The organism is Geobacter psychrophilus, from assembly GCF_056821595.1.
The window spans coordinates 2,883,530-2,907,206 of the sequence record NZ_JBXDTU010000004.1; the positions used below are offsets into that span (position 1 = coordinate 2,883,530).

Sequence of the window (23,677 nt, forward strand, 5' to 3'; positions counted from 1 at the left end):
GGGGTTACCGGCTGCGCTCCTGTTCGAACGCTTCCAGGATGTCCCTGCGTGCCTCGCCGATGGTCAGAGGAATTCGCCGGAAGGGGAGGTTGTCGCTCGTCTTCAGCTGATGAATCAACTCTGCTATGTAGGGCAGGCGCAGCTTGACTCCGGCCAGATCGTCGCGGTTGTTGAATACCTCCTCCGGCGTGCCGCTGCGGGCCAGTTTTCCCCGGCTGAGGATGTGCAGGCGGTTTAGGAAGACCGGTACCAGATCGACGCTGTGGGTGGCTATGACAATGGTCACGCCCGATTCCCGGTTAAGTCGGGTCAGCAGCTCCATCATGCGGTATTCGCCCATGGGATCGAGGCCGGCGGTCGGTTCATCCAGCAGCAGGATCTCGTGTCCCATGGCCAGTAATCCGGCAATGCAGACCCGCTTCTTCTGGCCGTAACTCAGGTTGTGAATGTCCTTGGCTGCCAGGTCGGCCATCTCTACGGCTTCCAGGGCATCAGCCACCCGCCGTTGGACTTCCTGTTCGTCAAGTCCCATGTTGCGCGGGCCGAAGGCCACATCCTCGTAGACCGAATGGGCAAAGAGCTGGTCGTCGGGGTTCTGGAACACCAGTCCGACCTTGCTGTAGATCTGGCGTGGGGAAAGCCGCCGGATGTCGTCGCCGTCAAGCAGTACCTCTCCGCTGAAATCCTTGATCATACCGTCCAGCAGTTTGAGCAGGGTTGTCTTGCCCGATCCATTGGAGCCGAGGATGCCGCAAAACTCCCCCTGCCTGACATCCAGGCGGATACCGGACAGGGCAATGGTGCCATCGGGGTAGCGAAAGGAATCTATCTGTGCCGAAAGGCGGGGAATAGACATGGTCAGTTCTGCAGCTTCCAGGCTGCGGTGGCAACAATGGCGAACAGCAGCAGCCCTGCCAGCTGCTGTCCACCCAGGCGTGAGCCGCGCAACAGGGGCAGGCTGCCGTCATAGCCGCGCTGGGACATGGCGACGGTCATGGCCTGGCTGCTGTCAAAGGCCCGGATGGTGAGCATGCCGGCCATGGCGCCAAAGGATTTGAGTCCACGCCGCATGCCGCAGTAGCCCAGGCGGTTTTTCTGGGCGGTGTAGACGATACCGGCATCGTCATAGAGCATGAAGAGCGAGCGCCAGGCGAACATGGACACATCCACCAGGCCGCGGGGAACGCGCAGCCAGGCCAGGGCTGCCATGGTTTCGGTAAAGGTCATGACCTGACTCAGCAGCACTGCAACCGAGACAGCACCGAGGATGCGGGAGGTGATCAGCATACCTTCGTGGAGTCCGGCCGTATGTCCGGCCAGCTCAAGCGATCCCAGCCTGAAGAAGGTTACGGATTCTCCGGGCCCCATGAACGTCTTGAGCACCAGAATTACAACGGCGATGAACAAGGGATGCAGAAGACGCAATATCAGCACCCGCAGCTGCATTCCGGCAATCAGCGCCACCGGCAGGCAGATCCCGGCCACCTGCCAGGGAAAGGAGCTGCTGCGGGAGCTGATGACCAGGGCCAGCAGCAGGCCGGCGGCCATCAGACGGGTACGCGGGTCGACGGCCGTGACGGCTGCATGTTCATTTAGTTGTAGGTGCAGGTGTCTCACCGCTCTCCCATCATTCTTGTCAGGACCAGCTCTGCAGCTGAATACGGGTCGATCGTACGACTGCCCATGCCGGTTACTACCGTGTCAAGGGTGCCGTCAGTCGCCATATACTCCAAGGCCTTTTTGAAGAGGCTGTCGCGCAGGATATCCATGAAGTGGCGCTCGTTGCGCTCCCGCAGAAAATCGTTGATGGTGCCGCTGGAAATGAGATGCTCGCGGTGCAGCAGGATTTCAGCTACCAGTTCTTCTATGCCGACTCCGCGCTGGGCCTCGGTCTTCAGGACTTTCGGACTCCAGCTCCCTGCTGGTGCGCAGCGGAACTCGAGCATGGTGGCCAGTTCACGGGTGGTCCGGTCGGCCCCGTCCCGGTCGGCCTTGTTGACCACGAAGACATCGCCGATCTCCAGAATACCGGCCTTGATGGCCTGGATATCGTCCCCCAGTCCCGGGACCATGACTACGCAGGTTGTGTGGGCGGCCTTGACGATGTCGACTTCATCCTGTCCCACGCCGACCGTCTCGATGATGATAATCTCCATTCCCAGGGCATCCATGACTAGGGCGACATCGGACGTGGAACGGGACAGCCCGCCCAGGGCGCCGCGGGTGGCCAGGCTCCGGATGAAAACCCCCTCGTCCGTGGCATGACGGTTCATGCGGATGCGGTCTCCCAGGATGGCGCCGCCGGTGAAGGGACTGGTCGGATCGATCGCCACAACGCCGACCTTCCTGCCCTGACTGCGGAAGGAGGCGGTCAACTGATCCACCAGTGTTGATTTACCAGCCCCCGGTGGACCGGTAATGCCGATGATGTAGGCATCGCCGGTGCGGGGATAGAGGTGTTTCAGGTTATCGACAGCCTGCGGCCGGTTGTCGTCGATGTCCCGCATCAGCCGTGCTGCTGCGCGGATATCGCCACTCAGAACCATTTCAGAAAGGGACATGATTGAATACTCGTCAAATGGAATAGTGAGAACAAACAAGGCTCATCATATAGCACGATCAGGGCGGAAATACAATCCGCCTTCAGATGTCGGCCGGGGGCGGGCTAAACGCGAAGAATTGATTTCGTCCTTGCCAAGGTATGCTGAGCGGATATAATCAACTTCATGCCAGCAGTCAGTAAACCAACTCTCCCGGAGCAGCGGCAAGGGATTCCCATGAACTTTCTTTCAAGACGCAGCGTCAATACCAAATACAACATCATCTCATCCCTGCTGCTGGTGGCACTGTTCATCGCTCTGGCCTACAGCAGCTATCGCCGTGAGCAGTCGTTGATCCTCAAGAGTGCAGTTGACAATGCCCGCACCATCTCGCGCCAGATCATCGAAACGCGTGATTACCTTTCCAGAAGCGTGACGTCCGAACCGGAATATAATGAGAGCCTGATCCCCCAGGTGGCTGCCAGCAGGGTAGCCCAGCAGCTTACCCGCGGTTCCGGATACTATGTTCGCCAGGTTTCACTGCGCTACCGCAATCCGGACAACCGCCCCGACAGCTTCGAGACTGCGCAGCTCACGCTATTCCGGGATGCCAAGGCCGGCGAGACCTGGCAGGTTACACAAGAACAAAGCAAAAAGTCTCTGCGCTACCTGCTGCCGATGGTGGCGGACCAGTCCTGTCTGACGTGTCACGGCAGCTATGATACCGCCCCCGCTTTTATCCAGAGGCGTTTTCCCCGCGGGCATTATTCCTACGGTTACAAGGTCGGCGAAGTCATCGGCGCGGTTTCCGTTTCCGTGCCAATGGAGGGACTGTATCGGCAGATCGGTGCCAACCTGAAGCGGGACATCCTGTATGACGGGATTGTGCTGCTGCTTTTTGTTGCCATCAGTGGCTGGATTATTCGCCGGACGATCCTCACGCCGGTCAAGGCCGTTGCCGCACGTATTGCTGCGGTTGCCCACAGCGGAAATTTTTCGGAGCGACTGGAGCAGCGGGGAGAGGATGAGATCGGTGAATTGGTCGGCTCGTTTAACGAACTGATGGCAGAGCTGGATCGAAAAACAGCTCAGCGGGTTGAGTCTGAGGATCGTTACCGAAACTTCATCGAGATTGCCCAGTCGCCGATTGTGACCTTCATGTCAGATGGCAAGATCGTTATCTCCAATCTGAAGGCCGAGAAGCTGTTCGGTCTGACCAAGCAGGAATTGCTCGGGCAAAGCATATTTGATTTCCTGGAGCAGGGTGAGGAGTTGCAGCGGGCGGTGGAGGAATATTTCTCGGCTGACAGCAGCAATCTGATCGGTACCACTACCCGTCAGAAGGTGCGTGATGTGTGCGGCAGGCTCTTTGAGGTCGAGCTGGTCATCTCCGTATCCCAGTCGGATCAGAGCCCGATGTTCAGTGCCATACTGCGGGCGGTGAGGGAGCAGGGCATCAGTAAATGATGATATAGCCGTGCTGCTCGGCGATCTTCCTGACCTCATCCTTGTCCGTTAAATGGTAGGTTTTTCCCTCCAGCGTGAACAGGTAGCCTCCTGTCCCGTCAGGTTTGGCATCCTCCAGAAGTGCTTCGTATGTCGCTGTTTTTACCATGTCCCCGTATCCCCCCCCCGTAACTTACCGTACTGACGCCGATTGCACCGCAACGACCAGTTTTTGCACATCCTCTTCAGTTGTCTGCCATGAGCACATGAAGCGGGCGCCGCCCGTGCCGATAAACGAGTAAAAATGCCACCCGGCGGCCCGCAGGGCAGTGACGGCCCGGTCGGGCATCTCGGCAAAGACGGCATTGGCCTGACAGGGGGACATCAGACTGACTCCCGGTATCTTTTCCAGTTCATCCGCCAGGGTCCGCGCCATACGGTTGGCATGAGTGGCATTCCGCAGCCAGGTGCCGTTTGCCAGCATGCCGATCCAGGGGGCCGAGATGAAGCGCATTTTGGAGGCCAGCTGACCGGCCTGTTTGCAGCGGAATTCGAATTCTTCGGCCAGGTCCCGGTTGAAAAAGACCACCGCCTCGCCAATGGCCATGCCGTTTTTGGCACCTCCCAGGCAGAGTACATCCACACCAGCCTTCCAGCTGATCGCAGCCGGCGACACATTCAGGGCCGCGACAGCATTGGCGAAGCGGGCGCCGTCCATCTGCACCCGCAGACCGTAGCGACGGGCGATTTCGCCGGCAGCGCCGATCTCTTCAGGGGTGTAGACGGTTCCCAGTTCAGTGGACTGGGTCAGGCTGAGGACCCTGGGTTTGGGATAATGGATGTCACTGCGGCGGGTGATGGCCTGTTCCACGGCTTCCAGGTCAAGCTTGCCGCCCGGCCCCGGGATATGCAGGATCTTGGTGCCGTTGGAGAAAAATTCCGGTGCGCCGCACTCATCGGTTTCCACATGGGCCAGTTCATGGCAGATAACGCTGTGATATGAGCGGCAGAGGGCCGCCAGGGCAAGTGAATTGGCTGCCGTGCCGTTGAAGACGAAAAATACCTGGCAATCGGTTTCGAACACATCCCGGATGCTGGCGCAGGCCCGCTCAGTCCAGTCGTCATCGCCGTACGAGGGCGCAAAGCCGCGATTGGCGTGATCCATGGCCTGCCATGCCTCGGGACAGATGCCGGCGTAATTGTCGCTGGCAAACTGGTTGAATACCGGGTGTGTTTTCTTGCTTGCGTTTTTGGTCACTCATGCCCTCCCTTAACCGCTTCTTGAACAAGCACATTATCATGCAACCATGCAGTTTACCAGACATTCGACGTCGCTGGAGCGACAAGTAGTTGAATATCTCGAAGAAAATGACTAGTATGCAGTTTGATCAATTATGACAGAAGGATACGCCCCATGCGTCAGAGCCGGATGCGGTTTTCTCACAAGTTTGTTCTCATTACCCTGATTACCGGCCTTTTGGTGGGTTTTACCGTGCTGCGAACGCCATCACAGACCAGCGATCCGTCCGCTTCCCCGGCGGATAAAGCTATTGAAGATCTCTCCCGTGTTGAATATCCGAGCCTGAAAGAGATCCGCTGGCACCCCCATTTCATTCAGCCGCATCAGTCTCTGGAATCGCTGTTCGGAGAAGATTGGGTCTGGGTGGCCCGCTTTAACCGTATCGATCGCCGGCATGTGTACCCCGGCATGACCCTCAAGGTTCCGGACCGGATGGAGGATGCCCGCGGATATGCACCTGTACCCCGTGTGTATGAACCGGCCCGGCGGCATGAAAAATATATCCTGGTGGATATTACCGAACAATGGCTGGGTGCCTATGAATACGGAAAACTGGTGTTTTCGGCGCCGGCCGCCACCGGCAAGGCCGGCACCGAAACACCCACCGGTCTGTTCAGTGTGGACGCCCGTCACCTGACGCACACATCATCGCTATACAAGACGGCCAACGATGAAGAACAGTATCCGATGGATAACGCCTTGCGCTTTTATATCGGAACGGATAATGTTTCCTACTGGCTCCATGCGCGGGATCTGCCCGGCCGGCCCGCTTCTCACGGCTGTATCGGCCTGTATGATGAAGAGATGCAGAAGCGGGTCTTTGCCACTCCTGAAAAACCGGTGCTGCTGGATTCGCAGAGGCTCTACGAATGGGCTGTCGGTGAATCGGAATACGGCGATGACTACGGTGAAATTGATGAGTTGGAAGATGGTCCGGTGGTTGAAGTGCGCGGCGGCCTGCCGCGCTATCTGGACCGGAGTCCTCGGAATAATTAATGAAGTAGGCATATCTCGGGACAGGAGGCGAATGTGAAACGGATACTGTGTGCAGTGCTTTTGGCGGTGATTCTGACGACACCGGCGTATGCAAAAAATGTTTACCTGAAGAGTGGCGGCGTCATTCAGGCCAAAAGGGCCTGGCGCGCTGACGGAAAGGTATATGTGCTGGCTACCCGCCACACCCTGACCTCATTCGAACCGTCTGAAGTCGACATGAAACGGACCTTTCCCAGGCGGCACCGGGTTGTGAGGAAAGTAGCCGCTGTCCAGCCGCAGGCTAATCCGGCAAGCGCCACTCCCAAAGGAACTGCAGCTCAACCGCAGCCTAAGACGGCAACGGCCGCTCCCAAAGGAGCAGCCGTAAATCAAAAAGAAGCTGACGAAAAGGCCGGCATTACGATTAAAAGCCTGCCGAAGCTGCCGGGGAAATCACCCGCCAATCCGGCACCGTCAAGCGGCGGCGGAACTATCAAGCAGCATAAGAAGGAAATGGCGGAAAAAATCGGCGAATAGTTATCGTTAGCCCTGTTTCAACCAGTGCGCAACGTCCTTGGCATGATAGGTGATAATGATGTCGGCTCCGGCCCGCTTGAAGCTGAGCATGGTTTCGAGCACGACGCGCTCCTCGTCGATCCAGCCATGGGCTGCCGCAGCCTTGATCATGCTGTACTCGCCTGACACGTTGTAGACCGCCAGCGGCAGGTTGTATTCGTTGCGCAGGTCGCGCAGGATATCCAGATAGGGCAGACCCGGTTTGACCATGATGATATCGGCGCCCTCGTCGATGTCTGAAGCGGCCTCACGCAGTGCTTCCAGGCGGTTGGCCGGATCCATCTGGTAGCTGCGGCGGTCGCCGAACTGGGGGGTCGATTCGGCCGCTTCGCGGAATGGCCCGTAATACCCGGATGCATATTTGACGGCGTAGCTCATGATCGGTATCTTGTCGAACCCGTTTTCATCCAGTTCCTCCCGGATGGCTGCCACGCGGCCATCCATCATATCCGACGGCGCCACCATGTCCGCACCCGCCCTGGCATGGGAGAGTGCTTCCCGTGCCAGCAGTTCCAGCGTCGCATCATTGTCGACGTCCCCGTCCCTGATAATCCCGCAATGGCCGTGATCGGTATATTCGCACATGCAGACATCGGTAATGACCGCCAGACCAGGCACCTCGCGCTTGATGGCGCGGATGGTTTCCTGGATGATGCCGGTGTCGCAATAGGCATCGCTGCCGACCGCATCCTTGGTTTCAGGTATGCCGAACAGCAATACCGCCGGGATGCCGAGGGCATACACCTCTTTGGCTTCCGCCACGATATGTTCGATGGACTGCTGATAGATACCCGGCATGGACGAAACCTCTTTTTTTATACCGGTTCCGAATGCCGAAAACATCGGGTAGACAAGGTCATTCACCGATAAGGTTGTCTCGCGCACCATCCGTCTGAATATCTCATTTCCTCGGATTCTGCGTGCCCTGAATTGCGGGAAAAACATGTGATCCTCCTCAAGCTGCTTATGAATTCATTTGAAAATAGTACTCCAACGATCGTTGGAAATGCAAGCGTCTGCATCTGTAGACGCACAAAATATGATATGTGAAGCTTGCAATTCTGATTATCGGAGCAATACTGACAGTTAGTTATATTGATGACTATCTAAGAAGATCAATTGAGTCTTTTTATGTTGTGCATTGAGATTCATTTGTGGTAAATGAATCCTAACTATCGGATGTTGATGACATCAAGCAAAAAGGAGGTTCACGTATGAACGGCATGAGAACGATGGTACGAGTTTTACCTGTTTTGGGAATAGCGTTGGCCGGGTCGTTAAGCGGATGTGCAAATCTTGAAGTGAATACAACGCGAGGCAATATACCGGGCTACTACATACGGTCCGAGATGCAGGAAGCTGACCGGGCGGTCGAGGCGGCGCGGAAAGCGGGCAAGGATCAGGCCTGTCCCGCAGAGTTTAAAGCTGCTGAAGATGCCAAGAACAATGCCTATGACGTATTCAGGGCCTGCCATACCGAAGAGGGCGCTGCACTTGCGAAAGCGGCCACCGCTAAAGCTAATGCCCTGTGTGCCTCCACGCCTGCACCCAAGGCTGTCGAGCCTCCAGCGGCACCCGCTCCGGCTGCTCCGACAGCAGCCCTGTCGATCGTCCCCGCCACAATTACCAAAGGCCAGTCCGCTTCACTTAACTGGAGATCCCAGAATGCATCCAAATGTGACGTTCAGCCGGGTATCGGCCAGGTTCCGCCTCAGGGTGCCAGGTCCATTACGCCTGATGACACTATCGCATATACCCTTTCCTGTTCCGGCGCAGGTGGCACGGCAACCAGTGCGGCCAGCGTAGCCGTTGTTGCACCGCCTCCGGTTGTTGTACCTCCCAAGCCGGTAGTCTCCGCGGCCGCAGAAAAATTCTGCAGCAAGCCGGCCGTACTCAATATCCAGTTTGATACGGACAAGTCTGCGATCAAGCCCCAATACGATGGCGAGTTGAAAGCTGTCAGCGATTTTCTCAAGGAATTCCCCAATGCCAAGGGCGAGATCTCGGGGCACACCGACAATGTTGCCAGCAAGGCCTACAATGACAAGCTTTCACAAAGTCGTGCCAACAGTGTCAAGAAGTACATCGTAGAAAAATTCGGTATTTCAGCCGACCGGATTAGTGCCAAAGGCTATGGATTCTCAAAACCGGTTGCCAGCAACAAAACCAGGGAAGGCAAAGCCAGGAATCGCCGTATTGAAGCCAACTTTACCTGTGACTAAATCAACATATGTGAAGATTCACTGAATAACAAACCGCCCTTCCGGATTTATCCGGAAGGGCGGTTGTCGATTTGATGCTGTCTGGCGATCTTACACCGGCAGCACGCTGCCCCCCTCGGGCATGACCAGAGTTGTCCAGTCCGGCGTGAGGACGAGTGCGGCGTGCTGAAGGGCTTCGTCGAGAGTCCGGACAGGCAGCATCCCCATCTCTTCCACCTGTTGTCCGGGAAACTCCGAGACCAGGATGATTCTGAAGCGCTGGGCCTTCTGCAGGATCGAATAGGCGGTCTGGCCGTTGATTTCGTACTTTTCCCGCAGGGCCGCTTCAAACTGGTCCAGCTGCTTGTAGCGAAACCAGTTGAAAAAGGTCGAATTGCCGAAACCGTCGCGACATTCGGCCAGCAGGATCATCACCCCGCCATCCTTGAGAGCCTGGGCCGCATATTCCATTGATTTGTGGGCCTGAATCAGATTGATATCCTTGGGAAACCCACCGCACGATACAATCACCATATCGCTTTTCTCACGCAGAGGATAGGAGAAGTGCTCCCGGTAAAACCGGCAGCCTTCTTCATGGGCTTCACGCCAATGGCCTGCAAAGACGGCGATGATGCGCTTGTCCGGAGCGAGCACGGTATTGAGGATAAGATCGGGAGAGGCCAGGGCGCAGGCCTCGCTCATGGCCTGGTGGACCGGGTTGTTGTCCAGGTTTCCGGTGACGGCCCGCAGGTTTTTGCCGCTGCCATGTCCGGGGTTCAGTACGGCAAAGTGGCTGGCCATACAGGCCTGACGGCTGGCGATGCCGGGCAGTATCGACTTGCGCCCGCCGCCGAAACCGGCAAAATAGTGGAATCCGATAACGCCGGTCAGTAGCAGGCGGTCCGCCGCGACCGCCCGGCGGTTGATGCGGACATCAATCCCGTTGGATGTCCTGCCGATAGAGACCAGTTCCGCCTGATTGTCACAGTCGTGATCCCTGACCCGGATGCGTCCAAACAGTGTTCCGAGAATTTTATCATGCTCGTGGGTGGTCTGGGGGCGATGTATTCCCAGTGCGATCAGGATTTCAATATCCGCGTCGGGGATGCCCTGGCGGTTGAGCCGCTCCACCAGCAGGGGCAGGTAGATCTCGCTGCCGGTATAGCGGGTAATATCTGAGGTGACGATGACGACCTTTTCACCCGGTTTGAAGGAGGAGATGACGGTGTGGCATGCATCAAGTGCTGCAGTGATGAGTTCTACAGGAGACGCCGTAGGTTCGGGAACAGACGGTTGGATAATGCCGCCCAGGCGTTGAGGGGGTAGATCAAGCGAAAATGCAGATGAACCGTATTTTACGTGCATGAGCACCTCACCAGGAACGATCGCAAAAGGAAAAGGCGTAAAGAGCAGCCATTGACAGCCAGCTTTTCTTTACGCCCTGATCTGCTTCCAAGGTTACCCGGAGACTAGATCCAGGCATCCCCGCCGTCATACTCGTATGCATCGGTCTTGGTGCGGGGTGTTACCTTGAACTTGGCTTCACGGGCCAGACGGCGCACCTTTTCAGCGGCACTTTCACCGAGATCAGAAAGTTTGCCGCGTACTTCCCGGCCCGGTTTCGGGGTCAGCAGGAGTGCTGCGGCGGCGCCGATGATGGCTCCCGAGGCAAAGGCTATGACTGCTGCTGCTGAGTTGCTGCTGTTTGACATGTTGAACTCCTTGTATAGAGAGATCTGGAATCCGGTGTGATGAGTAATCTTTCTAGCACATCCGTGAAGCCGAGTAAAAGTGTTTTTTACGGGAGAGTCTTTGCCAGATGCCGCCGGATCAATTCTTCAAAGTCTGCATCGCGATCGCCGGCATAGACAAGGGATGAACCGATCTCGGCTGCCAGAATGGCGGACAGGTACTTGCCGGGCAGCCTCTTGATGCGCTGCCGGACGACTCGCCTCTCCCGCAGGATGTGCGGCAGGTGGCAGAGTATCGCCTGATAAAAGGGGGCCTTCAGGCGCAGGGCGGGGTGGCTCTCGAAAAATGAAAACAGGCGGGCGTACTGGGCGTTGATTTCAAGGCTGAGAGCGTCTGAAATCTCCGTACAGAGCAGGCTGCCGGCTGATTCCCGCCGACGCCGCAGGATCAGCCGGGCCTCATCAGCGGCCCGTTTTTCCAGGATGGTCAGCACATCGCCCACATAGGCATCCTTGCATTCCATGAATTCAGCATCGGACAGCAGCAGGTTGGCAATAATCTCGTAGGAAGACGAGATAACGCCGCATTTGTTGGCTGAGGCATCCCGCATGATCGTTGCGCCAGCCTTCTGGAGTTGCAGTCGCGCCTCGGGTGTGATGAAGGAGTTGGCCCCTTCCACGATCACACCCGCCGATGGCCGCCCTTTTTCATCCAGAAACAGGCGCCAGTTCTGGCCATCGATAGTTTCGGGCCTGCCGCCGGCCGGGATGAACAGGTCGGCCGGCACAGTGAAGATCATGCTGTTGTACTCACGATAAAAATCGTCGATATCAAGCCACTCTTCCACCATTCCATCTTTCGTCCTGCTGACCTTGCGGTGCAGTTCCCGCAGACCCTCCATGCGCCTGCCGGTCCGGAAGACCATGTAACCGCCCATCCCCAGATGTTCGGGTAGAAACGCATCCAGATCGTGAGCCAGTACGATGCGTTCAAGTTCCTTGCGATGGATGCCGTTCGGATCATACAGGGCAGCAGTTCCATCAAGAATCAGTCGCACCTGCATTTGCGGACAGCGGGCAAGCATGATGCGCAGTGAATTGCCGGCCACATCGCCATTGGGGCCCCCGGTCATTTTAAGCGAAAATGCATCCCGCGTAATATCGATTCCGGATACCTCGGCCATGGTGATCTGAGCAAATTTCACGACACCGGCAGAGGTGACGCCGTACTCCTTGTGGTTGATACCGATGCGTTTGCTGGACATGATGCCGATACCGAGGATGTAGCCCCGTTTTTTTGACAGGGAGGCGATGGCCTCGATCATGTTGTCATGCATATTCTCGTCAGGGCCGATCTCGATCGGTTCGTCATCGCCGTAATAGTCCACCACCCGGGGGTCTTTTGCCAGGCCGTCTTTTGTGATGAAGATATCCAGAAAGGCGTTGGCGATGCCGTACTGAAGTTTGTAAAGCCGGAGGTTCTCCGAATCGCTGCCGGCCTGATCAAGATCGGATGCATCCAGCGTCAGCGCCATTTTTGAGCCGCCTTCGTAGATGTCCTTGTTCTTGAGGTGCTGGGTGTGGGCCAGGACGTACACCTCGCGGAAGAGCGTGTTGGCCGAGGTGATGTAATCGTCGGCGCTGCGGGCGATAACCGTGCGCCAGCCGCCGCGGGCGATGTCGGAAAAACCGACGTGATAGCCGGCCCCATACCGGCTGTAGAAGAAGGTTACCCGGAAGGGGAGCTGGTCGGGCAGGTCGCCGGTGAACTCATGCCCCATGTCTCGCAGATACTCCGGGTTGAGCCGGATGGCGAGGGCCTGTTTCTCGATTACGAAGAAGTTGGTCTTGAGGGCGTGCATGATCATCAGGAAACAGCAGCGGTAGACGGCCCGGCGGATATCGTCCAGCCAGCGGTGGCCGGTGTTGTACCCCTCCACCGCCTCCAGCGTCTCAATCAGCAACGTGCTGTAGACCGTATCGCGCTCAACGAGTGCCGGGTCGAAGCGGGTCCGGAAGAACCTGACCAGCAGCTGGGCCATTTCGGGGTGGTCATAGAAGGCGCGCTGAACATCCTCCAGTCCGAAGCGCTCGGGCTGGTTGTGGGCCAGACTGGTGTGGCAGAATGAAACGAAGGCGTTGACCAGCGAGGCGTCTTCGCCCGACATCAGCCCCTGGACGACAAAATCGTTATAGGCGTGTGACGAGGTGGAGAGAATCTGGGTCGTGCAGAGCTCACGTTCGAGCCGTTCGGACAGCTGCGTGCCCGGATACAGCGGCTCTCCCCCACGGGTCTGGACGAAGAAGGCCCCCAGGAAATAGGGGTGGATACCGTTGGAGATGGTCTGGCAATAGGCGCGACGGATCGCGATGCCCAGCCGGTTGAAGACCTCCAGCAGCTGCAGCAGAAACTCCTCCTGGGGCGGATTGCCGACGGCGAACAGCACGCGGGTCTCGATGCGGCCGTCGCGTTCGACATTGATCATATCCAGGAAAAGTCCGCCCGCGGCGTTACCGCGCTCAAACAGCCATACCAGCCAGGCGATCCGGCTGGCCGGTGACATGCGGATGTAGTTTTCGTTGTTCAGCCACAAAATTTTCAGCAGCCGATCGAGCTTTGATTGATCGAAATCGGGAAAAGAAGTCCGCAGTTCGCTGCGCACCTTTTTCAGCAGCGCTGCCGGTATCGCTACTTCCTGCGTCAGATCGATTTCATGGTTCTGGCGGAGGTCGAATTCGAAACGCTGCACCTCCAGCTCTTCTGCCATATCCGGCATGGGGGCGGTCGAGTGTGAGAACATGGCATAGGAGATCTCCCGCTCTCCGATGCGCCGCAGGGTGTCGTAGAGTGAGCCGGGTAGATTGACCGAGGCCAGCATGAGCAGTTTTTCGCGATCGACCAGAATGATGCGCTGATTGCGCTTCAGGCTGGCCATTTCCCTCGCCAGCAGCGCAACGGCATCCTCTTCATCTGCCATGGCCTGGAAAAAGTAAGGGCTCATATGCTGCTGCAGCCAATGGGCATTTTCACGTGTCGTTTTACGTTCCGAGGCTGATTTCCGTCTGATGATGGCGGACAGGTTCATTGCAGCTCCTTCGTACCCTCATGAAGTCGGCCGATGTTGCCAGCCGTCAGGTAGATGCATATGCACTACTGCTCGATAATATACTGCCGGGGACGGTTGCGGCAACGCTATAATGCCTTTCAGCCGGCTAAAGCTTTGCTTGACTCATTCACACCCGAATTGCTATAGTCGCACCGCTGTTTTATTGCAGTGTAATCATAATGGATTGATTCTATCGTGACAGGGGCAGCGGATGGGGTTGGAGCGGGGATGTGTTCAAGTCTATACCGGTAACGGCAAAGGTAAAACAACCGCTGCGCTTGGGTTGGCCTTGCGTGCCGTTGGCCGGGGACTTCGGGTCTGCGTATTCCAGTTCATCAAGGGGGGTGGGCCGTACGGTGAGCACCTGATTGCTGAGAAGTTGGCCCCCTTATTGACCATTATCCAAAGCGGCCGACCGGGTTGGGTCAACACCAAGGATATCAGCGAGGACCGTCGCGTGGCCCAGGATGCGCTGCAGCAGGCAAAAGAGCTCCTGACCTCAGATGCCTATGATCTGGTTGTTCTTGATGAGATCAATGGTGCCGTGGGCTTTGGCTTGATCGATGTGGAGCAGGTGCTGGACGTGATTGCCCTGAAACCGGAGCGGGTCGAGTTGGTGCTGACAGGGCGGAATGCCCATGAACGGGTGATCGCAGCGTCTGACCTGGTGACCGAAATGCGTGAGATCAAGCATTATTATGCAGCCGGTGTTCCGGCGCGCACCGGTATAGAAATGTGAGTATGATATTTTTCACTATATGAAGGAGGAGATGAGTAATGGCTGAAAGAACATTACGTGTACTTGTGGGAAAACCGGGCCTGGACGGCCATGATCGGGGGGCCAAGATTATTGCCCGCGCCTTTCGCGATGCCGGCTTCGAGGTTATCTACACCGGTTTGCATCAGACCCCGGAGCAGATCGTTGCCGCTGCAATCCAGGAGGACGTTGACTGTGTCGGTCTGTCCATTCTGTCCGGCGCACACAACACCCTGCTGCCGCGTGTCTGTCAGCTGTTCAAGGAGAAAAACGCCACTGACATCAAGGTGTTCGGCGGAGGCGTCATTCCCGAGGACGACATCCCTGCTCTCAAGGCCGCCGGTATCTGCGAAGTTTTTACACCGGGAACATCTACCGAAGATATTGTTAAGTGGATTCAGACCAACATCCTGCCAAGAGCCTGAAAAAACAGGTCAAGGGCGCACAGCATCAGAGGTCTTTTCTGCCCGTGGTCCTGTGTGCCCTTGACCCTGATTATTCCAACGTAGTGTAGCCGGTCCGTTTGAATGCAGCCACGAAGTCATTGGCCGGATGTGCAATGACATCCTTCGGTCTCCCTTCCTGAATTACCGCCCCAGATTCCATTACCAACAGCCGGTCCACCACCCTGAACGCCTCAATGCGGTCGTGTGTTGCAATAATGGCTGCCGTACCTGATTCGTGCAGGATGCGCCCAAGATCCTCAGCCAGGGTAATCCTGGTCGGCAGGTCAAGACTGGAGAAGGGCTCATCCATCAGGATCAGTTCCGGTCTGACGGCAAAAGCACGGGCCAGGCTGACACGCTGCGCCTCCCCGCCCGACAGTTTATGCGCCGAGCGCCCGGCCAGATGACCGACCTTGAATGTGTCGAGGCTCTCTTTGGCCCGGTCCCGTGCTTCGCTGCGCTTGACGCCTCGTATGCGCAATCCTTCGGCCACATTGTCAAGCACTGTCGTATCAAACAGCAGCGGCTCCTGGAAAACCATGGCAATCCTGCGACGGTATGCGATCTCCCCACTCCGGGTAACCTCTTCGCCTTTGAAAACCAGGTTGCCGCCATCACGATCAATCAGGCAGGCCAGTCCCAGAAGAAAGCTGGATTTGCCGGCTCCGTTGGGGCCGATCACCGCCAGTTTTTCCTCGGTGGCAATGGAGAAAAGCGGCACGTCCAAGACTGATACTCCACCTCGTCGGATGCGCAGGTCTTCAACGGAGAGTAAGGCACACGGAGTACTCATCGCGGTCGCTCCCGTTGCTGAATGACCGTCAACAGGTAGTTGACGCCAAAGGCCAGCAGCAGCAGGATCAGTGACAGGGCTATGGCCACGTCGAAATTGCCTTTGCCGGTTTCCATGACCGTGGCTGTGGTCAGCACCCGCGTCTGCCCCTTGATATTGCCCCCTACCATGATGGAGGCCCCTACCTCGGAAATCACGCCGCCGAAACCGGCCATGACCGCAGCCAGCAGGGGCAGGCGGGCCTCTCTGATCAGTATCAGTATCAATTGGAAATGCGTAGCCCCCAGTGCCCGTACCTGCAGTTTGAGATTGGCGGGCAGGTTCTGGATCGAAGCGATGGTGATGCCGGTTACGATCGGGGTGGCGATGACAGACTGGGCCAGTATCATTGCTGCGGGTGTGTAGAGAATTTCAAGAAAGCCCAGTGGTCCGTTGCGCCAGAGGAAGATTGTTACAAACAGGCCGACCACCACGGGGGGCAGCCCCATGCCGGTATTGACCAGGCTGATGACCAGGCGCCGGCCGGGGAAGTCGGATAAGGCCAGAAACACGCCGGCCGGAATGCCGATGAACAGGCTGGCCAGGGTTGCGCAGCCGGAGATCTTGAGTGACAGCAGTGTTACCGCCAGCACCTCCCGATCGAGAGAGAAGATCAGCGTTAATGCAGTGTATATGCCGTCGATGATCAGTTCCATAAGCCTGCATTTATATCGAAGCAAGGGGTGCTTTACAAGGATAAAAATAGGGTGATGCTGCGATCATCGCACAGGAAACGGTTCTGATTGTAATATCCCCTCTGGAATGGGAAAAACTGATTATGCTTGAATTCTTAGGCTGATATAGGCTATTTTGCACAGTCTGCAGTTTGGAAATGACACGTTAACCCGGATGCAATTCCGGAAGGAAGATAGAGAAATGAACCCAATGAACAGGAAAACACCAGCAACGCCCAAAGGCAAAGGGTTCATGCAGGCTCTGCTGCTGATTGTCGTGACGCTGGGAGTGGTGGCGCTCTTGGGCATATCAGGCTATGTATTCTATCTGTTGGCAAAGTTGCCGCGGGTGGATCGTTTGGCAGATTACAAACCACCCATTGTGTCCCAGGTTTTTGGCGATGACGGCAGCCTGGTGGGGGAGTTCTATCTCGAACGCCGCATTGTCGTGCCGGTCAACAAGATGCCGCGCAAACTGATTCAGGCCTTTGTTGCTGCCGAGGACGCCAGCTTTTACCAGCACAAGGGGATTGACTACTTCGGTATTGTCCGGGCCGCGGTAAAGAACGTGATCTCCATGCGTAAGAAAGAGGGGGCTTCCACGATTACCCAGCAGGTAACCAAGTCCATGCTGCTGACACCGGAAAAAAATTATACGCGTAAAATCAAGGAAGCCATTCTGGCCAAGCGCATGGAGGAAAAACTCTCCAAGGACGAGATCCTCTACCTGTATCTCAACCAGATCTATCTGGGAGCTGGCGCCTATGGTGTGCAGGCTGCTGCCGAGACCTATTTCGGCAAGAACGTAGATCAGCTCAACCTGGCTGAAATCGCCATGCTGGCAGGGCTTCCCAAGGCGCCCAACACCTATTCCCCCATAAAGCATCTGGAAAAGGCCCGCGAGCGTCAGGCATACGTGCTGGATCGGATGGTCAAGGAGGCCTATGTTACTCCGGCCGAGGCCGACCATGCCAAAAAAACCGTTATTTCCATCCACCCCATGAAGAAGGTTAACAGTGAGCAGTCGGCGTACTTTCTTGAGCATCTGCGTATTCAGCTGGAGGAAAAATACGGAGAGGAAAATCTTTACAAGGGTGGTCTGAAAATATACACCACCATGAGCGCTGAAATGCAGCGGGCGGCGTACGACAGCATCCGCAGCGGTCTCAAGGCCGTGGACAAGCGCCAGGGTTTCCGGGGTCCGCTCAAATACCTGAAGGAGGCTGATGTCGAGGCCTTCTGCGGTAAAGTCGAGGACGGGATTGATTCTGCGGCCCTGAAGGCGGGAGATAACTACCAAGGGGTTGTGGTTGGCTTCCATCCCGAAAAGGGTGAGGCGATCGTCAGGGTCGGTGAGCGCACCGGACTGCTCACTCGCAAAAACATGTCCTGGGCCGGCAAGGTTGGAATGATCAACAGCTACGGCAAGCCCGAGAAGGGCGTAAAGGCCCTTACACTCGGCTCTGTCATCGATGTCTCGGTTGTAACGCCTGATGTTGATAAGAGCGGTGCCCAGTTTGCGCTTGACCAGACCCCGGATGTCCAGGCCGCTCTCGTGGCAATCGATCCTCGCAATGGCGGCGTCAAAGCCATGGTCGGTGGCTATGATTTCCGCAAGAGCCAGTTCAATCGTGCCATGCAGGCCAAACGGAATGCCGGCTCGGCCTTCAAGCCGGTCATCTATGCGGCGGCCCTTGAAAAGGGGCTGACAACCGCCACGGTCATAAACGATGTCGAAGTGGAATATCCGGACGGTACCGGTAAAATTTGGAAACCCAAAAACTATGACAACACCTTCCGGGGTCCGGTAACCATGCGCGAAGCGCTGACCTATTCCATCAATATTGTCAGCGTGAAAATAATGGAACAGATTGGTGCGCCCTATACGGTTGACTTTGCTAGAAAACTTGGTTTTACCTCAAAGATTGAGCCCAACCTGGCGCTGGCACTGGGCGCCGCCAGTGTGTCGCCCTTCGAACTGACCGGAGCCTATGGGGTCTTTGCCAACAAGGGCATGTTGCTGCCGTCGTACTTTATAACCAGGGTGACGGACAACGACGGAACGGTACTGCAGGAAACGTCACCCCCGGTGGCAGTCCCTGCGGTTTCGCCGGAAGCTTCCTATGTAATTACCAACCTGATGCAGAGTGTTGTGATGAGCGGCACCGGGCATCGTGCCACCATCAACCGTCCCGTGGCCGGCAAGACCGGGACTACCAATGATTCCAAGGACGCCTGGTTCGTCGGTTATGTGCCCCAGCTGGTGACCGGTGTGTGGGTGGGATATGACCAGGAACGTTCGCTTGGATCAGGTGGTACAGGTGGGCAGGCCGCGGCCCCTATTTGGGCTGAATTCATGCAAAAGGCGACAGCATCGCTGCCGGTAGAGGATTTCCAGGCTCCGGAGACGGTTTCCTTTGTGCTGATCAATCCCCGTACCGGACGCTTGGCGCGTGAAGGCACTCCGGGTGCGGTAATGGAATGTTTCATCAAAGGCACCGAGCCGAACAGCTACGACGGTGACGGCGCTGAAGGCGGATCCGCCAAGCCTTAATAAGTTGGAAATTATTTCTGTAGTTTATTCAGAAATAATTTAGTGAGCGTACTTAATCCGTTTATTTGGTCTAGGATAATTGGGATTCACGCAATAAGGGGCGCTGAGGCGCCCCTTATTGCGTAGAAGACAGTAGCGGTGATTCAGAGTGAGATGTCTACTGCAATTCCTGATTTGAGTCGAACAATGGTTTCAACCTTCTTCCAGTCAACCTGTTCCGAAAGGTTCTGTTTTTCAATCAGTTGTCTTGCTTCCAGCGCAAGCCCGCTGCTCTTGCCGTACACATCCCGATGAACCTCCAGAAAAACGCGCCCTTCCTCGGTGACTGCCAGCTTGACCGGCTTATAGATGATCTCTCCCGGGGTGTTGACCTTGATCTCTTTGAAAAACTCCTCCATCTGCTCCGGATAGACCCTGATACAGCCGTGACTGGCAAAGCTGTAGATTGACCAGGGCTTGGTGGTACTGTGGATCAGGATACCGGGGATGGAAGTCTTGATGGCATATTTCCCCAGGGGATTGCTGCCGCCGGGAGCGACTTTGGTAATGACCTCCTTGCCATGATCCTCCATTTCCGACTGGATCGACGGCGGCACGTGCCAGGTTGGGTCCTTCATCTTGGCAGTGATCTTGAATTTCCCGGTAGGGGTTTTCCAGTCGTATTTTTCGGATTTTACCGCAACACCCAGTGCAACAGGCAGTGAGATGGCCAGTTTGCCCTGTCTGAAGTAATATAGGGTGCGATCGGGGATATTGACGACAATGCCGTTTTTCATGCGTTGGGGGACAATTTTGCGATTATTGTACAACAGTCTCTGGCCGATTTTGAGATAGGCCTTGTGGTCGAGTTTGTTTGTTTTGATCAGGTGCTGTTGGCTGACTCCCAGTTTGGCGGCCACCAGGCGGATGGTATCGCCTTTTATCACGGAATATGTACTGGCGGTGCCGACCAGTTTGTCCGAGGTGATGTCGTCGGAGAAATACTCTTCTTCCGCTACCGGTGATGGAGATATGCTTTCCTGTGTTACAACCGGAGGCTCCGGCATGACAACCGGCGCTGGCTGAGATTCAACGGCAGCAACAGCCGGTGCCTGCCGGGGAGCGTCGACAGGAGATTCTGCTGGTGTGAGCGACGACCTATCGGCAGCAGCGGGTGGTGACGGCAGCATCTCGGGCGCTGTAGTCGTCTCTGCCGGCTTCTTCGGCGATGCCGCAAGTATTATGCGGGCTTTTTGAATGGTCAGGAGATAAAAGCGTTCTGACTGTTCGAAGTCATTGGCCTGCAGATAATGTTCAGCAATTGCAAAAGTAGCTTCGACACTCTTTACCTCATCGGTTATCTTCCGGGCGGTTGCGGTTTGCTGCAGGAGGGACAGTTCAGTCATGGCGTCCTGACGGGTGTCGGCCCAAACTGGATGATACCACAAGGTTGCAAGGGCGATTGTCAGCACATATGTTATATGTCTTGCCGGTGAAGTTCTAGATATAGTATTCATAGACATATACATACAATATGTTGTTAAAGCTAATCAATACCTTAATTGTTGCTGCATGATTATTTTCAACGTGAAGATTGTCTTGTTTCTTGTACAGGGCTTCAGGTTGTTCAACTGCTTGCCCGGAGTGTAGCCATGCCTTTTATACCCACAACCCGTGAAGAGGTCGCCAAGCGCGGCTGGAGTGAGCTGGATGTCATCTTTGTCAGTGGGGACGCCTACATCGACCATCCCGCGTTCGGCGTGCCGCTCCTGGCCCGTTGGCTTGAGAAGCACGGTTTCAGGGTCGGCATTATCGCCCAGCCTGATTGGCGTGCCAAGGAAGCCTTTACGACCCTTGGGCGCCCCCGGCTCTGTTTCGCTGTCTCGGCCGGCGCCATGGACTCGATGGTGGCCCATTATACCCCGGCCCGCAAGCTGCGCCATGATGATGCCTACACGCCCGGCAATAGGCATGGTGCCCGCCCCAACCGTGCTACCATCATCTATACGTCGCGCCTGAAAGAGGCCTATCGTGATGTGCCGGTGATCATTGGCGGTATTGAGGCCTCGCTGCGCCGCTTTGCCCATTATGATTTCTGGGAGGATAAGGTGCGCCGTTCAATCATCTTTGACGCCAAGGCGGATCTGCTGATCTATGGCATGGCCGAGCGGCCGCTGCTGGAAGTCATCAGTCGCTTGAACGCCGCTGAGCAGATCCAGGATATCCGTACGGTGCGGGGAACATGCCGGGTGGCCGGAAAAAGTGAATGGGACAGTTTGGTCCCTTCTGGCGTCAGGGATGATATTCTTGAAATCCCTTCCTATGAGGATGTTGCTGCCGATAAGTCCCTGTTTGCCAGGGCGTTCCATCTGGCAAGTCGCGAGCAGAACCCCGCTTCTGCCCGGACGATTGTCCAGCGCCACGGCGAACGCGTGCTGGTTTCCTCCCCTCCGGCTCTGCCGCTATCTGAGGCGGAGATGGATGCGATATATGCGCTGCCATTTGAGAAAGCGCCTCATCCGTCGTATCAGGAACAGATTCCGGCCTGGGAACAGATCAAGACATCCATTACGAGTCATCGCGGCTGCTTTGGGGGCTGTGCCTTCTGCGCCATTGCCATGCATCAGGGCAAAACGATCCAGTCGCGCAGCGAAAACTCCATCGTGGCTGAAGCCAGGGCAATGGCCGCTAAAGCTTGGTTTCGGGGCAGCATCAGTGATGTTGGCGGTCCGACTGCCAATATGTACGGCCTGTCCTGCAAAAGTACGGTCGCTGGCCCTGAGTGCCGTCGGGCTAGCTGCCTTTTTCCGGCACGTTGCCCGCATCTTGAAACCAGCGACAAGCGGGCCGCCGGTTTGTTGCGCAAGGTGCGCGGTGTCGAAGGTGTCAGGCATGTCGCCGTTTCCTCAGGGGTGCGCTATGACCTGATGGAGCGGCAATCTGATTATTTCCGGGAACTGGTCGGTCATCATGTCAGCGGTCTGCTCAAGGTCGCTCCGGAACATTTCGCCGATCATGTTACCGCCCTGATGCGCAAGCCGGGCAGAAAAGCCTTTGACTCTTTTCTGCGCCGATTTCGCGATGAGAGTGACCGGATCGGCAAACGGCAGCAGATTGTACCCTACCTGATTTCCGGGCATCCCGGTTGTACCTTGGCGGATATGCTCGACCTGGCCCTGGCGCTCAAGTCGTTGGGTTTCAAGGTGGAGCAGGTGCAGGACTTTACCCCCACCCCCGGCTCGCTTTCGACCTGCATGTATTATACGGGAATCGATCCGGACAGCGGCAAGGTCGTGTATGTAGCGCGCAGTGATCGGGAAAAGGGGCTGCAGAAGGCTATGCTGCTCTGGCACCAGCCGGCGGAGCGCAACAAGGTGCTGGAGGCGCTGCGGGAGTTGGGAAGAGAGGATCTGGCGGCGGCGCTGGTCGGTGCGGTCGGCAGTGGAGGTCGAGAAAAGGGTACGGTGGCAAAAGATAGTCGCAAGCGGAAAGGGACGAACAGTACTCGTCAGCAATGAATGGGCACGTTATTCTGTCATCCGGAATGCGCAAAACAAAACGCCCGCTGAAATATCAGCGGGCGTTTTGTTGTAAGCGTTTGATTGAAGAACTAGCGGGCCTTCTGGACGTTTGCAGCCTGGAGCCCTTTGGGACCCTGGGTGATGTCAAACGTAACAGCATCGCCTTCAGCGAGTGATTTGAAACCGTCGCCCTGGATGGCGGAGAAGTGAACGAATACATCCTCGCCACCCTCCTGCTCGATGAAGCCGAACCCCTTGGTGTCATTAAACCATTTAACCTTGCCCTGTGCCATTTCCTACCTCCTTTTTTCTCCGGTGCTACGCCGGAACTGTGAGATACCGCTTAAGTTTCCGGAGTCTGATGCAGGAAAAGTGCAGAGCCTGGTCAAACATGCTGCTTCAACGTTCTGCAAAAACTTCCGAAACTTGCTGCTCGTGTCGTTTATCATAGGCGTAAAACAGGTGTCAAGCAAAAATTATGTGTTACAGCGCCTTCAATTCGTCGGTCTTGGTCTGGAGTTTTTTTACCAGTTCGGGGTAGCCATTCGATGTGATGATCTTGTTGAATTGGCTGCGGTAGTTTGACACCAGGCTGACCCCCTCGATGACCACATCATAGACCATCCATTTGCCATTCTGGTTGATCATGCGGTAGTCCAGGGTGAATTCGTCACGCTTGGCTGTCACTACCTTTGATTTGACCTCAGCATAATCACCATCACGCGATTCTTTCAGGTATATGATCTTCTCGTTGTTATAGGATTCTATCTTGCTGGCATAGGAGTTTTCCAGCAAGGATGCGAACAGATCGGAGAACTGCTTTTTTTCAGCCGCAGAACGCTGATTCCAGTGTTTGCCCATGGAGCGTTTGGCCATTTCGTTATAGTCAAAGATGACGCTGATGGATTTTTTCAGCATCTGGCGCCGTTTATGGTCATTCTTTTTCAGTTCCTTGTCGGAGACAATTCTGACGACCTCATCCACGGTCTTTTTTACTTCGTCGGTAACCCCGGCACAGGCGTTTGTTGCCAGAAAAATCCCTGCAACAGCCAGCAGTATATAGCGTTTGAACATTTAA

General features: G+C 56.1%; 22 protein-coding genes. 8 read left to right on the forward strand and 14 right to left on the reverse strand.

What is annotated here, in order from left to right:
• Positions 1-4: 4 nt before the first annotated feature.
• The 3 genes from ACOCF6_RS15800 to meaB are packed head-to-tail and all read right to left on the reverse strand — an operon-like array spanning position 5 to position 2,561.
• On the reverse strand, positions 5-856 hold the full coding sequence (locus tag ACOCF6_RS15800; protein ID WP_482461293.1) for an energy-coupling factor ABC transporter ATP-binding protein: 852 nt from the start codon (positions 854-856) through the stop codon (positions 5-7).
• Positions 857-858: 2 nt separating this feature from the next.
• Positions 859-1,617 carry a cobalt ECF transporter T component CbiQ gene (gene cbiQ, locus ACOCF6_RS15805; RefSeq protein ID WP_482461294.1) on the reverse strand — a complete coding sequence of 253 codons (759 nt, stop codon included), beginning with the start codon at positions 1,615-1,617 and terminating at the stop codon, positions 859-861.
• Entirely contained in the window at positions 1,614-2,561 is a 948-nt protein-coding gene (gene meaB / locus ACOCF6_RS15810; RefSeq protein ID WP_482461295.1) for a methylmalonyl Co-A mutase-associated GTPase MeaB, read from the reverse strand. The genes cbiQ and meaB overlap by 4 nt, the downstream gene beginning before the upstream one ends.
• A gap of 216 nt (positions 2,562-2,777) precedes the next feature.
• On the opposite strand from meaB, the gene ACOCF6_RS15815 reads away from it, so the two are divergent.
• A complete protein-coding gene (locus ACOCF6_RS15815; protein WP_482461296.1) occupies positions 2,778-4,007 on the forward strand; it encodes a Tll0287-like domain-containing protein in 1,230 nt (409 codons plus the stop codon).
• Here the strand turns inward: ACOCF6_RS15815 and ACOCF6_RS15820 are convergent.
• A complete protein-coding gene (locus ACOCF6_RS15820) occupies positions 3,997-4,155 on the reverse strand; it encodes a hypothetical protein (RefSeq protein ID WP_482461297.1) in 159 nt (52 codons plus the stop codon). The genes ACOCF6_RS15815 and ACOCF6_RS15820 overlap by 11 nt on opposite strands.
• A 24-nt stretch (positions 4,156-4,179) precedes the next feature.
• Positions 4,180-5,244: a threonine aldolase family protein gene (locus ACOCF6_RS15825; protein ID WP_482461298.1), complete on the reverse strand. Its 1,065-nt coding sequence runs from the start codon at positions 5,242-5,244 to the stop codon at positions 4,180-4,182.
• Positions 5,245-5,400: 156 nt separating this feature from the next.
• Between ACOCF6_RS15825 and ACOCF6_RS15830 the strand changes: the two genes are divergently transcribed.
• Together ACOCF6_RS15830 and ACOCF6_RS15835 are read left to right on the forward strand one after the other, a co-directional pair.
• Positions 5,401-6,282 carry a L,D-transpeptidase gene (locus tag ACOCF6_RS15830; protein WP_482461299.1) on the forward strand — a complete coding sequence of 294 codons (882 nt, stop codon included), beginning with the start codon at positions 5,401-5,403 and terminating at the stop codon, positions 6,280-6,282.
• A 33-nt stretch (positions 6,283-6,315) separates the two neighbouring features.
• Entirely contained in the window at positions 6,316-6,798 is a 483-nt protein-coding gene (locus tag ACOCF6_RS15835) for a hypothetical protein (RefSeq protein WP_482461300.1), read from the forward strand.
• A 6-nt stretch (positions 6,799-6,804) separates the two neighbouring features.
• Here the strand turns inward: ACOCF6_RS15835 and hemB are convergent, their stop codons facing one another.
• On the reverse strand, positions 6,805-7,782 hold the full coding sequence (hemB, locus tag ACOCF6_RS15840) for a porphobilinogen synthase (RefSeq protein ID WP_482461301.1): 978 nt from the start codon (positions 7,780-7,782) through the stop codon (positions 6,805-6,807).
• Between the two features lie 269 nt (positions 7,783-8,051).
• On the opposite strand from hemB, the gene ACOCF6_RS15845 reads away from it, so the two are divergent.
• Entirely contained in the window at positions 8,052-9,059 is a 1,008-nt protein-coding gene (locus ACOCF6_RS15845) for an OmpA family protein (RefSeq protein ID WP_482461302.1), read from the forward strand.
• Positions 9,060-9,149: 90 nt separating this feature from the next.
• Here ACOCF6_RS15845 and ACOCF6_RS15850 read toward each other — a convergent pair whose 3' ends face one another.
• The 3 genes from ACOCF6_RS15850 to ACOCF6_RS15860 form a co-directional block, all read right to left on the reverse strand.
• The gene (locus ACOCF6_RS15850; RefSeq protein ID WP_482461303.1) at positions 9,150-10,403 is read right to left on the reverse strand and encodes a nickel-dependent lactate racemase family protein; all 1,254 of its coding nucleotides are present in this window, start codon (positions 10,401-10,403) and stop codon (positions 9,150-9,152) included.
• 104 nt (positions 10,404-10,507) lie between these two features.
• Positions 10,508-10,750 carry a YtxH domain-containing protein gene (locus ACOCF6_RS15855; RefSeq protein ID WP_482461304.1) on the reverse strand — a complete coding sequence of 81 codons (243 nt, stop codon included), beginning with the start codon at positions 10,748-10,750 and terminating at the stop codon, positions 10,508-10,510.
• An 86-nt stretch (positions 10,751-10,836) separates the two neighbouring features.
• Positions 10,837-13,815: an NAD-glutamate dehydrogenase domain-containing protein gene (locus ACOCF6_RS15860; RefSeq protein ID WP_482461305.1), complete on the reverse strand. Its 2,979-nt coding sequence runs from the start codon at positions 13,813-13,815 to the stop codon at positions 10,837-10,839.
• A gap of 232 nt (positions 13,816-14,047) precedes the next feature.
• Here ACOCF6_RS15860 and cobO point away from each other — a divergent pair, with 232 nt between their 5' ends.
• Together cobO and ACOCF6_RS15870 are read left to right on the forward strand one after the other, a co-directional pair.
• Entirely contained in the window at positions 14,048-14,575 is a 528-nt protein-coding gene (gene cobO, locus ACOCF6_RS15865; RefSeq protein WP_482461306.1) for a cob(I)yrinic acid a,c-diamide adenosyltransferase, read from the forward strand.
• A gap of 38 nt (positions 14,576-14,613) precedes the next feature.
• Positions 14,614-15,018, forward strand: coding sequence for a cobalamin B12-binding domain-containing protein (locus ACOCF6_RS15870; RefSeq protein WP_482461307.1), 405 nt, complete (start codon positions 14,614-14,616; stop codon positions 15,016-15,018).
• Between the two features lie 70 nt (positions 15,019-15,088).
• Here the strand turns inward: ACOCF6_RS15870 and ACOCF6_RS15875 are convergent, their stop codons facing one another.
• Together ACOCF6_RS15875 and ACOCF6_RS15880 are read right to left on the reverse strand one after the other, a co-directional pair.
• Positions 15,089-15,832, reverse strand: a complete 744-nt coding sequence (locus ACOCF6_RS15875; RefSeq protein WP_482461308.1) for an ABC transporter ATP-binding protein — start codon at positions 15,830-15,832, stop codon at positions 15,089-15,091.
• Positions 15,829-16,527, reverse strand: a complete 699-nt coding sequence (locus ACOCF6_RS15880) for an ABC transporter permease (RefSeq protein ID WP_482461309.1) — start codon at positions 16,525-16,527, stop codon at positions 15,829-15,831. The genes ACOCF6_RS15875 and ACOCF6_RS15880 overlap by 4 nt, the downstream gene beginning before the upstream one ends.
• A 220-nt stretch (positions 16,528-16,747) precedes the next feature.
• Between ACOCF6_RS15880 and ACOCF6_RS15885 the strand changes: the two genes are divergently transcribed.
• Complete coding sequence (locus tag ACOCF6_RS15885; RefSeq protein WP_482461310.1) at positions 16,748-19,099, forward strand: penicillin-binding protein 1A; 2,352 nt, start codon at positions 16,748-16,750, stop codon at positions 19,097-19,099.
• Positions 19,100-19,242: 143 nt separating this feature from the next.
• On the opposite strand, the gene ACOCF6_RS15890 is transcribed toward ACOCF6_RS15885, so the two are convergent.
• The gene (locus ACOCF6_RS15890) at positions 19,243-20,484 is read right to left on the reverse strand and encodes a L,D-transpeptidase family protein (RefSeq protein WP_482461311.1); all 1,242 of its coding nucleotides are present in this window, start codon (positions 20,482-20,484) and stop codon (positions 19,243-19,245) included.
• 246 nt (positions 20,485-20,730) lie between these two features.
• On the opposite strand from ACOCF6_RS15890, the gene ACOCF6_RS15895 reads away from it, so the two are divergent.
• Entirely contained in the window at positions 20,731-22,596 is a 1,866-nt protein-coding gene (locus tag ACOCF6_RS15895) for a YgiQ family radical SAM protein (protein ID WP_482461312.1), read from the forward strand.
• Positions 22,597-22,688: 92 nt separating this feature from the next.
• On the opposite strand, the gene ACOCF6_RS15900 is transcribed toward ACOCF6_RS15895, so the two are convergent.
• Entirely contained in the window at positions 22,689-22,892 is a 204-nt protein-coding gene (locus ACOCF6_RS15900) for a cold-shock protein (RefSeq protein ID WP_482461313.1), read from the reverse strand.
• A 190-nt stretch (positions 22,893-23,082) separates the two neighbouring features.
• Positions 23,083-23,673, reverse strand: coding sequence for an MlaC/ttg2D family ABC transporter substrate-binding protein (locus tag ACOCF6_RS15905; protein WP_482461314.1), 591 nt, complete (start codon positions 23,671-23,673; stop codon positions 23,083-23,085).
• Positions 23,674-23,677: the final 4 nt, after the last annotated feature.

Coding starts and splice junctions, on each gene's coding strand:
- ACOCF6_RS15800 (WP_482461293.1), bottom strand. CDS start 856: ATGTCTATTCCCCGCCTTTCGGCACAGATAGATTCCTTTCGCTACCCC.
- meaB (WP_482461295.1), bottom strand. CDS start 2,561: ATGTCCCTTTCTGAAATGGTTCTGAGTGGCGATATCCGCGCAGCAGCA.
- ACOCF6_RS15815 (WP_482461296.1), top strand. CDS start 2,778: ATGAACTTTCTTTCAAGACGCAGCGTCAATACCAAATACAACATCATC.
- ACOCF6_RS15820 (WP_482461297.1), bottom strand. CDS start 4,155: ATGGTAAAAACAGCGACATACGAAGCACTTCTGGAGGATGCCAAACCT.
- ACOCF6_RS15830 (WP_482461299.1), top strand. CDS start 5,401: ATGCGTCAGAGCCGGATGCGGTTTTCTCACAAGTTTGTTCTCATTACC.
- hemB (WP_482461301.1), bottom strand. CDS start 7,782: ATGTTTTTCCCGCAATTCAGGGCACGCAGAATCCGAGGAAATGAGATA.
- ACOCF6_RS15845 (WP_482461302.1), top strand. CDS start 8,052: ATGAACGGCATGAGAACGATGGTACGAGTTTTACCTGTTTTGGGAATA.
- ACOCF6_RS15850 (WP_482461303.1), bottom strand. CDS start 10,403: ATGCACGTAAAATACGGTTCATCTGCATTTTCGCTTGATCTACCCCCT.
- ACOCF6_RS15855 (WP_482461304.1), bottom strand. CDS start 10,750: ATGTCAAACAGCAGCAACTCAGCAGCAGCAGTCATAGCCTTTGCCTCG.
- ACOCF6_RS15860 (WP_482461305.1), bottom strand. CDS start 13,815: ATGAACCTGTCCGCCATCATCAGACGGAAATCAGCCTCGGAACGTAAA.
- cobO (WP_482461306.1), top strand. CDS start 14,048: ATGGGGTTGGAGCGGGGATGTGTTCAAGTCTATACCGGTAACGGCAAA.
- ACOCF6_RS15870 (WP_482461307.1), top strand. CDS start 14,614: ATGGCTGAAAGAACATTACGTGTACTTGTGGGAAAACCGGGCCTGGAC.
- ACOCF6_RS15875 (WP_482461308.1), bottom strand. CDS start 15,832: ATGAGTACTCCGTGTGCCTTACTCTCCGTTGAAGACCTGCGCATCCGA.
- ACOCF6_RS15880 (WP_482461309.1), bottom strand. CDS start 16,527: ATGGAACTGATCATCGACGGCATATACACTGCATTAACGCTGATCTTC.
- ACOCF6_RS15885 (WP_482461310.1), top strand. CDS start 16,748: ATGAACCCAATGAACAGGAAAACACCAGCAACGCCCAAAGGCAAAGGG.
- ACOCF6_RS15890 (WP_482461311.1), bottom strand. CDS start 20,484: ATGACTGAACTGTCCCTCCTGCAGCAAACCGCAACCGCCCGGAAGATA.
- ACOCF6_RS15895 (WP_482461312.1), top strand. CDS start 20,731: ATGCCTTTTATACCCACAACCCGTGAAGAGGTCGCCAAGCGCGGCTGG.
- ACOCF6_RS15900 (WP_482461313.1), bottom strand. CDS start 22,892: ATGGCACAGGGCAAGGTTAAATGGTTTAATGACACCAAGGGGTTCGGC.
- ACOCF6_RS15905 (WP_482461314.1), bottom strand. CDS start 23,673: ATGTTCAAACGCTATATACTGCTGGCTGTTGCAGGGATTTTTCTGGCA.